The following is a 13,289-nucleotide window of genomic DNA, read 5'->3' as shown; positions in this document are numbered from 1 at the left end:
GATTTCCCGCCCACAACCCTTCAGCGGCCGGTGTTGTTCATCTCGTCCGGGTGCGAGCCGACGCGCTCGCCGCGGTCGAGGGCCGTGATGTCCGCCATGTCGGCTTGGGACAGCTCGAAGTCGAACAGCCGGAAGTTCTCCTCGATGCGCGCCGGCGTCACCGACTTGGGGAAGATCACGTCACCACGCTCGATGTGCCAGCGCAGCACCACCTGGGCGGGTGTCCTGCCCAGGTTCTCGGCGATGCGCGCGATCGTCGGGTCCTCCAGCACGCGGCCCCGGCCCAGCGGCGACCACGCCTCGGTCACGATGCCGTGCTCGGCGTCCACGGCCCGCACGTCCTCGTTGCCCAGCCACGGGTGCACCTCGACCTGGTTGACGGCCGGGACCACGGTGGTCTCGTCCATCAGGCGGCGCAGGTGGTGCGGCTCGAAGTTGGACACGCCGATCGCCCGGGCGCGGCCCGAGCGGTAGATCTCCTCCAGCGCGCCCCACGCCTCGACGTACCTGTCGACGGCCGGCAGCGGCCAGTGGATGAGGAACAGGTCGACGTGCTCGAGCTGCAGCTCCTCCAGGGTCAGGTCGAACGCCGCCAGGGCGTCGTCGTGCGCGTGGAAGGCGTTGTTGAGCTTGCTGGTGACGAAGTAGTCGGCGCGGTCCAGGCCGGAGGCGGCCAGCGCCTCACCGACGCCGCGCTCGTTGCGGTACATCTGGGCGGTGTCGATGTGCCGGTAGCCGATGTCCAAGGCGGTGGACACGACGTCGCGGGTCTGCTCCGGCGGCACCTGGAACACCCCGAAGCCGAGCTGCGGGATCTGCACGCCGTTGTTGAGGGGCAGGGACGGGATCGACTCGTTGCTCATCCGACCATCCTGCTCATATCTCGGATCATGATGCGACCCGTCCAGCGGGTGCACAATGGAAGGGCACCGGGAGGTTGGCGATGGTCACGAGGGACGAGGCGCGGACGGCCAAGAGCACGTTGCGCGAGAGGCTCGGCCGCGTCGAGGGCGTGTGCGGGGTCGGCCTGGCGCAGCGCGGCGACACCCACGACTGGGTGCTGCAGGTCAACGTGCAGAACGTCAGCGCCCGCAAGGACGTGCCGCCCGACGTCGACGGCGTCCCGGTCCGGGTTCACGTGGTCGGCGCCGTCGAGGCGCTCTGACCCCAGCCTCACGCCGGCGCGTCGACGCGGTGGTCGGCCCGGAAGGCCTCGACGATGCGGTCGGTGCCGCCCCCCACGTGGAGGAACTGGGCGTCCAGCACGCGCGCGAGCTCGTCGAGGGCCTCCTCGAGCATGCTCCCCAGGTGCCGGACGTCCGGCAGCTCCGAGCGCTGGGCCGCTTCGGTCAGGTCCTGGGCGTGGACGATCGTGTCGGCCAGCGACGTCGACCGGTCCTGGTCCCGGAAGTAGTACGTCTCGGAGTACTGGATCAGGTCCACGTGCACCTGCTCGACCTGCTGGGTGACACCCTCGAGCAGGAGCGCCGCGGTCGCGTTCTCCATCGAGGGCAGCCTCGCCGCGGCCCCGCTGCGGTGCAGCGTCATGAGGCGCAGGGCGAGCACGCGCCGGCGGGTCAGCGCCGGGTAGACCTGCAGCACCCAGGAGACGGCGGCGGTGAGGAGGGCGAAACCCAGCAGCCCCTCGACGGGGGTGACGATCCGCAACCAGGGGGCCAGCGGGGTGATGTCGCCGTAGCCCAGGGTCGTGACGGAGACCAGCGAGAGATAGAGCGCGTCCACCACGGTGCTGCGCGTCGCGGGGTCGATGCCGGTGGCGTACAGGAATCCCGCGGGCATCCACGACCAGAAGATCAGGGCCCAGCCGAGCACCATGAAAACGGCCCAGCCGCCGATCGCCGCCACCATGGCCGCCGCACCGCTGAGGCGGCGACCGTACGTCCCGAGGTGTCGCGACGCCCGCCACACAGCGTGCATCAAGGACTTGCTGAGGCGACCCTGGCCCGTCGGGTGCCACAGCGTGTGAAAGACGTCCCACATCACGACCAGGACGAGTGCCCCGCCCAGACCGGTCATCAACCAGCTCACCCTCGGACGCTAGGCGGGCGGGCGGGTGCAGGCACGTCGGGGCGGCGCCGTCGCGTCGGATAATCCCTCGCCTGCCGCTCTCCGCAGGCGCACAGTGGAGCATGACCACGGCACCGACGCCCGCCCCGCAGGCCACCTGGCGCATCATCGACGCACCCCACGGCGCGTCGCTCGACGCCCCGGAGGCGTGGGCCTACCGCGGCATCGCGGAGGTCGAGCGGGAGTGCGCCCTGGACGAGTTCGGGCACGACGACGTGGCGCAGCGTGCGATCGACGTCCTGGTCGGCATGCAGGACCAGCGGTACCTGCGCCGACGTCGGTTGGTCGCCGTCGAGGACCAGCCCGACGGCACGCCGCGCGTCGTCGGGCACGCCGTGCTGTACCTGCCGCAGACGTCGAACGAGCACCTCGCCGACGGCCGGGTCGCCGTGCTGCCCTCGCACCGCCGTCGCGGGATCGGAGCCCAGCTCGCCGAGCGCCTGCGGCAGATCGCCGTGGCGGAGGGGCGCACGACGGCGTTCGCCGAGGTGGACTTCGCCCACGAGCCGGTGCCCGCCGAGGACGAGGCGGACGACCGCGTCCTGGTGCCGCCCACCGGCAGCGGGGCCGTGGCCGCCGACCACCCCGGCATGGTCCTCGCGCGGCGGCTCGGGCTGCGGCTCGAGCTCGTGTCACGGCGTTCGGTCCTCGAGCTCCCGCTGCCCGACGGCGCGGCCGAGCGCTTCGCCGCCGACGCGCGGGCGGCCGCCGGCCCGGACTACCGCGTCCACACGTGGCAGGACCGCACCCCGGAGGAGTGGATCGAGCAGTACGCCGATCTCGAGACGCGTCTGACCATGGACGAGCCCAACGCCGACCTGGACCTGCTGCCCGAACGGTGGGACGCCGACCGGGTCCGCTTCCACGACGCCGAGCACGCGGCCGCCGGCCGGGGCTACGTCGTCACGGCGGCCGAGCACGTCCCGACGGGGCAGCTCGTCGCCGTGACGATGCTGCTGTTCGCGCGGGACCGGCCCGAGCTCAGCGAGCAGGAGACCACCGTCGTCCTGCCGGAGCACCGCGGCCATCGCCTCGGCATGCTCGTCAAGGCGGTGAACCTGCAGGCCCACGCCCGCGTGCGCCCCGCGACGCGGCGCATCTCCACCTGGAACAACGAGAACAACCCGCACATGCTGGCGATCAACGTCGCCCTGGGGTTCCGGCCGGCCGGCGGGTGCGCCGCCCTGCAGGCGAACGTGGCGGACGTGGTGCCCGCGGACGCCGGTGCGGCGCCGCCCGCTGGAACCTAGCCGTCCTCCCGGGCGTGGCGGCTCTCGCGGTCGTTCGCCTTCTGGATCGCCTCGACCAGCTCGTCCTTGTCCATGGTCGACCGGCCCGGGACGTCGAGCTCCTGCGCGATCTCGTACAGGTGCTCCTTGGAGGCGTTGGCATCCACGCCCCCTGCGGTCGAACGCGAGGTGTTCGCCCCGCCCTCGGCCTGCCGGTCCGACGGGCCGGCCTCGTCCTTCGGCTGCCAGTGGTCGCCGACTTTCTCGTGCGTGTGCTTCAGCGCGGCGTAGGCGACGCGGTGCGCGCGCTCCTCGTCGTCGTACTCGTCCATGGCGGAGTCGTACGCCTTGGTGAACGTGCGCTGGGCCTTGTCGTCGGAACGCTGCAGGGTCGAGGGCAGCTCGCTCTGCCGGGCGTCGCCGCTGCGGGTGGTCTTCGGCATGGTCGGACTCCTTCCTCTCAGGTCCCACCGTGCGTCACCGCGCCGATCTTCGCAGCGGCTGTCGGTGCCGGGCGCGAGGTTCCCGGCCATGAGCGATGACACCGGCACCCGGATCGGCACCGCCTTCGTCCCTGGCCGCGACCCGGCCGCGGCAGCCGACTAGCACGCGAGAGCGTTCGGGCTGACGGTCGACGACGTCTCTACCCACGCCGCCCAGCTCAGCTCGGCGGACGGCCGGCGGACCCTTCCGCGCAGGCGCGCAGGTGAGCGGGATCGACGGCGACCCCGGTCCGGCCGGCCGCCCGACAGCCCGGGACGTCTGCCCCTGGTGCCCGGGACACCTCCCGCCGGATCGTCCTTCCCCAGCGACCAGTCCGCGGCAGCCCGCCGCGGCCGCACCAGGAAGGACCCTCCCGTGCCCGACAGCTCCGCCACCACCGCACCCTCCACGGCACCCGCCGGCTCGCGCCGCGCAGCCACCGCACGACCGACCGGCCGGGCCTGGGCATGGACCGGCGTCGCCGCTGGTGCCCTCGGCATCGTGTCGATCCAGGCCTCGCTGGCTCTCAGCGCCAACTGGGAGGCCGTCGCCGGCGACGCCGACGCGATGGTCGCCGACCTCGCCGACCGTACCTCCACCCTGCTCCTCTTCCACACGACGACGATCGTCGGTGCCCTCCTGCTCGTCGTCTTCGCCGCGGGCCTCAGGCGTCGCCTCGACGCCCAGGCGCCCGCCGGCTCGTTGCTGCCCACGGTTGCGGCATGGGGCCTGCTCCTGACCTCCGTCGCCGGGTTGCTCGGCTCCGGGCTCGACACCCAGTTCCTGTTCGCGGTCACCGAGCCGAGCACGATGGTGGCCGAGTCCGGGGCGTTCTTCAGCGACTGGGTCGCCACGATCCCGTGGCTCTGGGTGGGAGCCGGGCTGGCGGGCGTCTCGCTCGGCCTCGCCGCCCTGCGGCACGGAGCGGCACCGCGGTGGATCGGCGTCGTCGGTCTCGCCCTCGGGGGACTCGCGCTCCTGGCCGGCGTCTCGCCCTTCCAGTACCTCGCCGGGTTCGTCGCACCGGTGTGGTTGCTCGTCACCGCGCTCGGTTTCGCGCTCGGGGACCGGCGCTGAGCGCACCGGGTGAGTTCTTCCCCGCGGCCTGGCCGGAGGCGCGGCAGCGGACTTACCGTGAGTCCGTGGTCGAGTCCCGGCCCGGCCGCGCCGGGATGCCGCGCACCGCGTGGGCGGTCGGTGCCCTCGCGTGGCTGCTCGGCCTGGCCGGGCTCGTGCTGCAGCTCGCCTCCGGCGTCACCATGGTGCTCGGAGACGTACTCTTCGTCGTCGTGGACGCCTCGGTCGCCGTCGTCTACGGCACGGTCGCCGCCGTCGTCCTCGCACGTCGGCCGCACGTCGTCGCCTGGCTGACGGCGCTCGCGGCCGTGGGCGGTGGGCTGGCCGCCCTCGGCGGGGGCTGGCGCAGCTACGCGTCCACGCATCCCGCGCTCCCGCCCCTGGAGAACGTCGCCGACGCGTACGGCTGGGCCTGGATACCGGGCACGGTCGGGTTGTTCGTCGTGCTGCCGTGGTTCGTGCGCTCCGGCAGGCCGGGCCCGGCGGGCACGCTCGGCGCGGCGGCCGGCGTCGTCTCGATCGTCGCGTTCCTCGCGGCAGGGCCGACCGACCCCCGGCCCGCGATCGCCGGCGTGGTGGTCATGGGACTCGTCACGGCGGGGGCGACCGCGTGGCGTTGGCGGCGGGGACCCGTCTCCGACCGGCGCGGTCTCGGGCTCCTCGCGCTCGGCACCGCCCTCATGGCGCTGTCGTTCCTCCCGCTCCTCGCGACGTGGGCCTCCACGCAGGTCACGTACGTCCTCCCGCTCACCCACCTGGCGTGCCAGGCGCTGTTCCCGGCGGCGATCCTCGTCTGCGTCCTGCGCAACCGGCTGTGGGGCATCGACCTCGTGCTGTCGCGCGCGACAGTCGCGGCGATGCTCGCTGTCGGTCTCGCGATCGTCTACGCGCTCGTCGTCGTGGTCGCCGCGACGGTCGTCGACCGCCCGGCCGCCCAGATCGTCGCGGCGGTCGGCGTGGCGGTCGCGGTCCAGCCGTTGCACGTCTGGCTGCGCGCCCGGGTGAGCACCCTCGTGTACGGGGACGCCGGCGACGCCGGTCGGGCTGCGCTCAGCGTGGGCCGACGGCTCGCCACGGCAGCGGAGTCGGCCGACCTCGTGAGCGCCCTGGGTGCTGCGATGCGGGAGGCGCTCCGGCTCGAGTCGGTCACGATCGAGTGGCCCGCCGCGCCGGGCGGCGTGGCGCACGAGACACCGGGGGAGCAGGGCACGACGGTTCTGGACGTCGAGCACCGCGGCCGGCTGCTCGGTCGGGTCCGGGCGCAGGCGCGTGCCGGGGAACGGCTCGACCGGCGGACCCGCGAGGCGTTCGACCACGTCCTGCCCGTGATCGGCGCGGGGCTCGCCCTGGCCCAGGCCGCTCGTGACCTCGCGGAGGCCCGCGACGCGACGACACGTGCCCGCCTCGCGGAGCGGCGCGTGATCCGCCGGGAGCTGCACGACGGCATCGGCCCCTGGCTCAACGGCCTGCGACTCGGCCTCCAGGGCGCCCGCAACGCCGTCGAGGCCGAACCCGCTGCAGCGGTCGACGTCCTCGACGCGCTCGGCGACGAGGTCCGCCGTCGGGTGGAGGACGTGCGGATGCTGTCCCGGAGCCTCCTGCCACCCTCGCTCGACGACCTCGGCCTGGAGGTCGCGCTGGGGGAGCTCGCCGGGCAACAGGCGGTCGCGGGCTTCGTCGTCGACCTGCGGTGCGACCCGTGCGCGCACCTGGATCCCCGCGTTGCCGCCGCGGCCTACGGGATCGCGAGCGAGGCGGTCGTCAACGCCGCCCGGCACTCGGGCGCGGACGAGTGCCGCCTGGTGGTCGAGGTGACCGCCGACCGGCTCGTGGTGACCTGCGAGGACACCGGGCACGGCATCGCGGAAGGCGCGCGGGCCGGCGTCGGGTCCCGGGCGATGCGGGAGCGCGCCGAGGAGCTCGGCGGCCGGTTCTCGGTCGGACCGCGGGCCCCGGAGGGTGGCGGCACGCGGGTCCGCGCGGAGCTGCCGCTCGTGCCCGGCCGCCCGGCCGACGCCCTCGACACCGCCGAGGCGGCCCGATGAGCGCCCCGGTGCGAGTCGTCGTCGTCGACGATCACCCGGTGTTCCGGCTCGGCATGGTCGCGCTGCTCGACTCGCTCGCCGGGATCGAGGTCGTCGGGCAGGCCGCGTCCGCTGCCGAGGCACGGCTGCTCCTCGGGCCGGATCAGGGCCCGCACGGCGGCACGGACGCCGACGTCGTGCTCATGGACGTGGACCTCGGGGACGGCTCCGGCGTCGAGGTCACCCGCGACCTCGTCCGTGCCCGGCCGGACGTCCGGGTGCTCGTCGTGACGATGCACGAGACCGACGACGCCGTGGTGTCCGCCGTGCGGGCCGGTGCCCGCGGGTACCTCGTGAAGTCCGCGAGCCCGGAGGAGGTCGAGCGAGCGGTGCTCGCGGTGGCAGGCGGCGCCATGATCCTCTCGGCGACCGTCGCCGAGCGGGCGATGGCGTACGTCGTCGGCGGGGGCGCGGCGTCGCGGCTGCCGTTCCCGCAGCTGACCGGTCGGGAGCGCGAGGTGCTCGACCTCGTCGCCGCCGGTCTGGACAACACCGCGATCGCGCGTCGGCTCTCGGTGAGCCCCAAGACCGTGCGCAACGCCGTGGCCAACGTCCTCACGAAGCTGGCGGTCCGGGACCGGGCCGCCGCGATCGTCCGGGCGCGCGACGAGGGGCTCGGGACGGCGTGACCGCCCCGGGTGCCGACCGGCCGCCGCGGTGTCCCACAATGGGTCGGTGAGCACCACACCTGCCCTGCCCAAGGTCCGCGCGTCCGAGCTGGTCGGCCGTGGCTGGTTGAACACGGGTGGCCAGGACCTGCGGCTGAAGGACCTGCGCGGGAAGGTCGTCGTCCTCGACTTCTGGACCTTCTGCTGCTTGAACTGCCTGCACGTCCTGGACGAGCTGCGCGAGCTCGAGGAGTCCCGGCGCGAAGAGCTGGTCATCGTCGGGGTGCACTCCCCGAAGTTCGCGCACGAGGCCGACCCGGACGCCCTGGCCGCCGCCGTCGAGCGCTACGACGTGCGCCACCCGGTCCTCGACGACCCGGAGCTGACCACCTGGGACGCCTACACCGCGCGCGCCTGGCCCACCCTGATGGTCGTGGACCCGGAGGGCTACGTGGTGGCGCAGATGGCGGGGGAGGGGCATGCGTCGGCGATCGCCGCGATCGTGGACGACCTGGTCGCCGAGCACGAGGCGAAGGGCACCCTGCACCGCGGTGACGGCCCCTACGTCCCGCCGACGCCGGAGCCCAGCACCCTGCGCTTCCCCGCCAAGGCGGTGGAGCTGCCGGGCGGGAACCTGCTCGTCGCGGACGCCGGCCACCACTCGCTCGCGGAGCTGGGGCCCGACGGCGAGACGCTGGTCCGGCGCATCGGCTCCGGCGAGCGCGGGTTCGCCGACGGCGGGCCCGGCCCGGACGGCATGCACACCGCGCGGTTCAGCGAGCCGAACGGGCTCTGCCTGGTGCCGGCGGAGCTCCGGTCTCGGCTCGGCTACGACGTGCTGGTCGCCGACACCGTCAACCACACCCTCCGTGGTGTACATCTCGACACCGGCCAGGTGTACACGGTCGCAGGGACCGGTCGGCAGTACATGGTCGGCGGTCAGGAGAACGTCGAGGTGCCGGGCGCCGGTCGCCGGCCCCACCACGACGACGAGCGGCTCCCGGCGACGCACGTCAACCTCTCCTCCGCCTGGGACGTGGCCTGGTCCGAGCCGCTGGCTGCGTTCGTCGTGGCCATGGCGGGCAACCACACCCTGTGGGCGTACGACCCCGAGACGGCGACCTTGCGCCTGCTCGCCGGCACGATGAACGAGGGACTCGAGGACGGCGCGGGCAGCACGGCCTGGTTCGCCCAGCCGTCCGGCCTGGCGCCGTCGCTCGCCGCCGACGGGCGCCCCGACGGCGGCTTCTGGCTCGCCGACGCCGAGACCTCGGCCCTGCGCCACGTCGCACCCGCCGACGGCTCCGGCGTGGAGGTGCGCACCGCCGTCGGGCAGGGACTGTTCGACTTCGGTCACCGGGACGGCCCGGCCGGCGAGGCGCTGCTGCAGCACCCGCTCGGGGTGGCCACGCTGCCCGACGGCAGCGCCGTCGTCGCCGACACGTACAACGGCGCGCTGCGGCGGTACGACCCGGCCTCGGGCGAGGTCACCACGCTGGCGACCGGCCTCGCGGAGCCGAGCGACGTCGTCGTGCAGGCGGACGCCGACGGCGGCACGGTGCACCTGCTGGTGGTCGAGTCCGCCGCGCACCGGCTCACCCGGCTCGCCCTGCCCGCCGACCTCGCCGGCGAGGTGCTCGACGCCGGCGCGCACCGGGTCGCGCGCGCGGCCACCGACGTCGCCCCGGGCGTGCTGCGCCTGGACGTGCCGTTCGTGCCGGCACCAGGGCAGAAGCTCGACGACCGGTTCGGCCCGTCCACCGAGCTCCGCGTCAGTGCGACACCGCCCGAGCTGCTGCTCGACGGCGCCGGCGACCGCACCGACCTCGTCCGGACGCTGCGCATCAACCCCGAGGTACCCGAGGGCGTCCTGCACGTGACCGCCAAGGCCGCCTCCTGCGACGAGGTGCCGCTCGGCCCGGACGGCGAGCCGGACCCGGACGTGTTCCCGGCCTGCCACCTCGCCCAGCAGGACTGGGGCGTGCCGGTCCGTGTCACGCCCGACGGCGGCACCACGCTCACGCTCCCGCTGCGGGGCGCGTAGCCGTGGAGCCCGCCGAGATCCTCGTCGCCGGACCGGCGTCGTGGAACCAGCTCGTCCACCTCGACCGGCTGCCGGACCCACGCCCGCACACCACGTTCGCCCGCGGCCACCATGCCACGGTGGGCGGGACGTCGGCCGGGAAGGCGCTCAACCTGCGATGGCTCGGCCGCACCGTCCAGCTCCGCACGGTGCTCGGCACGGACGCCGAGGGTGCGCGCGTGCGCCGGCGGCTCGAGTCCGCGGGCGTGGACCTCGTCGTGACCGACGCCCCGGACGGCCGCACGGAGCGGCACCTCAACCTCCTGGACCCCGACGGCGGACGCGTGTCGATCTACCTCCAGGCACCCGACGCGCTGCCGGAGCAGGACCACGGCGCCGAGGCCGAGACAGCAGCGCTCGGGCGCGCCGTCGACGCCGCCCGCGCCGTCGTCGTCGACCTCGCCGTCACGGCCCGCCCCGTGCTGGAGGCCGCGACGGCGCGGGGCGCCGACGTGTGGGTGGACCTGCACGACTACGACGGCGCCTCGGCGTTCCACCAGCCCTGGGTCGACGCCGGGACGCACATGTTCCTCAGCTCCGACCGGATGCCCGGCTACCGCGACTTCCTGCGGTCCCGGCACGACGCCGGTGCCCGCCTCCTGGTCTGCACCCACGGGGCAGGGGGCGCCACGGCCCTGACGGACGAGGGGTTCGTCGACGTCCCCGCGGTGCGGGTCGACGAGGTCGTGGACACCAACGGCGCCGGGGACGGGTTCTTCGCGGGATTCCTCGACGCCCACCTGGGCGGTGCAGGGGTGGATGCGGCGATGCGGGCGGGCGCCGAGCACGCCGCGCGCGTGGTCCGGAGCCCCGAGCTGGCACCTGCGGCCCGCTGACTCACACCATCGCGGCCGACCGCTCCCAGAGCTCGTCGGCGACCCGGGGGTCCGTGGCCTCCCGGCTGACCCCTGACGCGATCCGGTGGCCCTCGTAGTAGGCGCCCGGCTGGAAGGTCGAGCCCGGGGTGCCCTCGGCGAACCGGACGAGCTGGTCGGCGCCCTTGTCGGGGCTGACGGTGAACAGCCGCCGGAGCGGACCACGGTAGAGGTACCGCAGCACGTGGTTCGTCTCCCCGGCGAAGCTCGTGCCCACCACGCCGGGGTGGAACGCGACCGCGCTGAGTCCCTGGTCGCCGTAGCGGCGCTGCAGCTCCTGCGTGAACAGGATGTTGGCCAGCTTGGCGTTGCCGTACGCCCGGTGCGCGGCGTAGCGGTGGGCGTTCTGGAGGTCGTCGACGTCGAACCGGCTGAACAGCTGGGCGGCCCGGCTCGCCGTCTGGATCACGGTGGCACGCCCGGCGACCAGGGCGGGCAGCAGCAGCTCGGTCAGCAGGAACGGCGCCAGGTGGTTGACCTGGAAGGTCTTCTCGTGGCCGTCGACGGTGAGCTCGCGCTCGCCCATGATGCCCCCGGCGTTGTTGGCGAGGACGTCGATCCGCGGGTACGCGGCGAGCAGGTCGCCGGCGAGCCGGCGCACCTGGGCCAGCTCGGCGAAGTCGGCCAGGTAGAAGGGGGCGTCCAGCTCGGCGGCGACCGCCTCGGTCTTGGCCGCCGAGCGCCCGACGAGCACCACGTGGTGCCCGTCGCGGACCAACCGGCGGGCGGCGGCCGCGCCGATCCCGTCGCTGGCTCCGGTGAGGACGATGGTCCGCGGCATGTGTTCTCCCGTCGTGCGGTCGGTCGGCGTGCGGTCGGTCGGCAGGCGCGTCAGGGCGCCTCCAGCTCGTCGAGCATGCGCTCGAGGTTGCCACGGGCGGTCGCGGCGTACCCCTCGACCCAGTCGCCGGTGTAGGCGCGGGGCACCACCTCGACCACGAGCAGGCAGGCGAAGTAGGCGCGGTACAGCCGCAGGCGGGTCCATGCCGAGGGGTCGCCCGCACCCGGGGTCCCGTCGCCGAGCCCGAGCTCCCCGCCCGTCTCCCGGTACCCGGCGAGCAGCTCGGGGTCGACGGCGCCCGCGCCGAGCTGGTCGGCGCCGACCAGCTCGAACACCGGGTCTCCCCACAGCGCCCGCTCCGCGTCGAGGAACGCGGTGAGGCGGTGGTCGGCCGGGTCGAGCAGCACGTTGCCGGGCCACAGGTCGGCGTGCACCAGCCGAGGCGTGGCGACCGCCGCCAGGACCTCGTGCCCGGCGCGGACGGCGGCGCGCAGGCGCCCGTGCGGCAGCGGCACGTCCCAGCGGTCGGCGTCCGCGAGGACCGCCTCGACCATCGCGCCGAAGGCCTCGGGCCAGGTCTCCCGGCTGAGGTCGGCCGACGGCGCGGGGTAGCCGAACCGGTCGCCGGTGATCCGGTGCAGGCGCGCCATGACGGCGCCGAGGGAGCGCCGCACGGCTCGCGCGGCGCCGTCGTCGAGGTCCGCGCCGTTCCACAGCACGCCGGCCAGGTGCTCGGTCACGACGACGTCACCGTCGACGTGCTCCCGGCTGGCGTCCACGTGCAGCACGGCGGGCACGGGCAGGCCGGCACGGTGGGCGAGGCGGTAGACGGCGGCCTCCGTGCCGGAGATCCCGTGCTCGTAGCGCAGCAGCCGGGTGGTGTCCGCGCCGGTCACCTTCACCACCACGTACCGGCCGTCCGCGAGGCCGACGCGCAGCACGGTGGCGAACAGCCCGCCCGCCAGCGGCTCGACGTCCCGGACGGTCCCGACCGGAGCGAGGACCGCCGCGACCTGGTCGTCCGTGACGGCGGTCTTGGTCAGCACGCGCCGAGCCTAGCCCCGCGCCGACGCGGCGGACAGGTCCCTCAGGCCAGGCCGGTCCGCCGGGCGACCACGGCCGCCTGCATCCGCGACGGCACCTGCAGCTTGGCGAGCACCCGGGACACGTGGGTCTTGGTGGTGGCCTCCGAGATCACCAGCTCGGCGGAGATGTCCTGGTTCGACAGCCCGCGGCCGAGCGCGGCGAGCACGTCGACCTCCCGCGGGGTCAGACCGTCGAGCCGGGGGTCGGCCTCGCGAGCTGCGGGATCGGGTGCCACGGCGTCGGACGGCGCCGGTGGGGTGCCGGCGATCCGGGCCAGCACGCGCCGGGTCACCTCGGGGGCGAGCACCCCCTCCCCGGCCGCCACCTGCCGCACGGCACGCAGCAGGTCGGCCGGCTCGGCCGACTTGAGCAGGAACCCGGCAGCGCCTGCGTCGAGGGCGCCGTGGACGTACTCGTCGAGGTCGAACGTGGTGAGCACGAGGACGTCGGCCAGCCCCTCGGCGGTGATGATCCGTGTCGCCTCGACGCCGTCGGTGCCGGGCATCCGCAGGTCCATCAGCACGACGTCGGGCCGCAGGGCCCGCGCGTTCGCCACGGCGGCGTGGCCGTCGGCCGCCTCCGCGACCACCTCGATCCCTTCCGCGGCCTCCAGCAGCAGGCGCAGGCCTGCACGGATCGCGGCGTGGTCGTCGGCGACCAGGACGCGGACCGGTCGCTCTGCCGGCACGGTCACGCGGACTCCCTCCCGACGGGCAGCCGGGCCTCGACGTGCCAGGTGCGGTCCGCCGTCGGCCCCGCCGTGAACGTCCCGCCGAGGCCCTCGGCCCGCTCGCGCATGGTGGCCAGCCCGGTCCCCGCGCTGAGCGGCCCCGCCCCTCGCTGTGGGTGCACGACACGCCGCTGAGCCGCGTGACCCGACGGCGCGTCGTGCACC

The 13,289-nt window shown here is 74.6% G+C and carries 13 protein-coding genes and 1 pseudogene; 7 read left to right on the top strand and 7 right to left on the bottom strand.

The features are described from left to right. Positions 1-20 precede the first annotated feature (20 nt). Positions 21-863 carry an aldo/keto reductase gene (locus MWU57_RS14230; protein ID WP_246909960.1) on the bottom strand — a complete coding sequence of 281 codons (843 nt, stop codon included), beginning with the start codon at positions 861-863 and terminating at the stop codon, positions 21-23. An 80-nt stretch (positions 864-943) separates the two neighbouring features. On the opposite strand from MWU57_RS14230, the gene MWU57_RS14225 reads away from it, so the two are divergent. Then, on the top strand, positions 944-1,165 hold the full coding sequence (locus tag MWU57_RS14225) for a hypothetical protein (protein ID WP_106264459.1): 222 nt from the start codon (positions 944-946) through the stop codon (positions 1,163-1,165). 8 nt (positions 1,166-1,173) lie between these two features. Here the strand turns inward: MWU57_RS14225 and MWU57_RS14220 are convergent, their stop codons facing one another. Next, on the bottom strand, positions 1,174-2,049 hold the full coding sequence (locus MWU57_RS14220) for a potassium channel family protein (RefSeq protein ID WP_246909958.1): 876 nt from the start codon (positions 2,047-2,049) through the stop codon (positions 1,174-1,176). Positions 2,050-2,150: 101 nt separating this feature from the next. Between MWU57_RS14220 and MWU57_RS14215 the strand changes: the two genes are divergently transcribed. Continuing rightward, positions 2,151-3,338 (top strand): GNAT family N-acetyltransferase, encoded by a 1,188-nt coding sequence (locus MWU57_RS14215; RefSeq protein WP_246909956.1) that lies wholly within the window; start codon positions 2,151-2,153, stop codon positions 3,336-3,338. Here the strand turns inward: MWU57_RS14215 and MWU57_RS14210 are convergent. Further along, positions 3,335-3,760 carry a ChaB family protein gene (locus tag MWU57_RS14210; protein ID WP_246909954.1) on the bottom strand — a complete coding sequence of 142 codons (426 nt, stop codon included), beginning with the start codon at positions 3,758-3,760 and terminating at the stop codon, positions 3,335-3,337. The genes MWU57_RS14215 and MWU57_RS14210 overlap by 4 nt on opposite strands. Before the next feature lie 415 nt (positions 3,761-4,175). Between MWU57_RS14210 and MWU57_RS14205 the strand changes: the two genes are divergently transcribed. The 5 genes from MWU57_RS14205 to MWU57_RS14185 all read left to right on the top strand — a co-directional run bounded on the left by MWU57_RS14205 (position 4,176) and on the right by MWU57_RS14185 (position 10,488). Then, positions 4,176-4,877, top strand: a complete 702-nt coding sequence (locus MWU57_RS14205; protein WP_246909952.1) for a hypothetical protein — start codon at positions 4,176-4,178, stop codon at positions 4,875-4,877. 65 nt (positions 4,878-4,942) lie between these two features. Beyond that, positions 4,943-6,922 (top strand): ATP-binding protein, encoded by a 1,980-nt coding sequence (locus tag MWU57_RS18485; RefSeq protein ID WP_246909951.1) that lies wholly within the window; start codon positions 4,943-4,945, stop codon positions 6,920-6,922. Further along, positions 6,919-7,590 (top strand): response regulator transcription factor, encoded by a 672-nt coding sequence (locus MWU57_RS14195; RefSeq protein ID WP_246909949.1) that lies wholly within the window; start codon positions 6,919-6,921, stop codon positions 7,588-7,590. The genes MWU57_RS18485 and MWU57_RS14195 overlap by 4 nt, the downstream gene beginning before the upstream one ends. Positions 7,591-7,636: 46 nt before the next feature. Beyond that, a complete protein-coding gene (locus MWU57_RS14190; protein ID WP_246909946.1) occupies positions 7,637-9,613 on the top strand; it encodes an NHL domain-containing thioredoxin family protein in 1,977 nt (658 codons plus the stop codon). A 2-nt stretch (positions 9,614-9,615) separates the two neighbouring features. After that, complete coding sequence (locus MWU57_RS14185; RefSeq protein WP_246909943.1) at positions 9,616-10,488, top strand: PfkB family carbohydrate kinase; 873 nt, start codon at positions 9,616-9,618, stop codon at positions 10,486-10,488. Between the two features lies 1 nt (position 10,489). Here MWU57_RS14185 and MWU57_RS14180 read toward each other — a convergent pair whose 3' ends face one another. From MWU57_RS14180 to MWU57_RS14165, 4 genes and pseudogenes are all read right to left on the bottom strand, one after another. Next, positions 10,490-11,308 (bottom strand): SDR family NAD(P)-dependent oxidoreductase, encoded by an 819-nt coding sequence (locus MWU57_RS14180; protein WP_246909940.1) that lies wholly within the window; start codon positions 11,306-11,308, stop codon positions 10,490-10,492. Positions 11,309-11,358: 50 nt separating this feature from the next. After that, positions 11,359-12,354 carry a phosphotransferase family protein gene (locus MWU57_RS14175; RefSeq protein WP_246909936.1) on the bottom strand — a complete coding sequence of 332 codons (996 nt, stop codon included), beginning with the start codon at positions 12,352-12,354 and terminating at the stop codon, positions 11,359-11,361. Between the two features lie 41 nt (positions 12,355-12,395). Beyond that, the gene (locus tag MWU57_RS14170; protein ID WP_374108564.1) at positions 12,396-13,088 is read right to left on the bottom strand and encodes a response regulator; all 693 of its coding nucleotides are present in this window, start codon (positions 13,086-13,088) and stop codon (positions 12,396-12,398) included. Beyond that, a pseudogene (locus MWU57_RS14165) lies at positions 13,085-13,289 on the bottom strand (hypothetical protein); the annotation flags it as partial. The pseudogene MWU57_RS14165 and the gene MWU57_RS14170, both read right to left, overlap by 4 nt.

This window comes from Isoptericola sp. S6320L (genome assembly GCF_023015685.1).
Lineage (GTDB): Bacteria > Actinomycetota > Actinomycetes > Actinomycetales > Cellulomonadaceae > Isoptericola > Isoptericola halotolerans_A.
This window is presented reverse-complemented; position numbering and strand designations above follow the sequence as displayed.

What these genes read in the sequence shown, in the direction of transcription:
- MWU57_RS14230 (WP_246909960.1), bottom strand. Translation starts at nt 863, where the DNA reads ATGAGCAACGAGTCGATCCCGTCCCTGCCCCTCAACAACGGCGTGCAG.
- MWU57_RS14225 (WP_106264459.1), top strand. Translation starts at nt 944, where the DNA reads ATGGTCACGAGGGACGAGGCGCGGACGGCCAAGAGCACGTTGCGCGAG.
- MWU57_RS14215 (WP_246909956.1), top strand. Translation starts at nt 2,151, where the DNA reads ATGACCACGGCACCGACGCCCGCCCCGCAGGCCACCTGGCGCATCATC.
- MWU57_RS14210 (WP_246909954.1), bottom strand. Translation starts at nt 3,760, where the DNA reads ATGCCGAAGACCACCCGCAGCGGCGACGCCCGGCAGAGCGAGCTGCCC.
- MWU57_RS14195 (WP_246909949.1), top strand. Translation starts at nt 6,919, where the DNA reads ATGAGCGCCCCGGTGCGAGTCGTCGTCGTCGACGATCACCCGGTGTTC.
- MWU57_RS14180 (WP_246909940.1), bottom strand. Translation starts at nt 11,308, where the DNA reads ATGCCGCGGACCATCGTCCTCACCGGAGCCAGCGACGGGATCGGCGCG.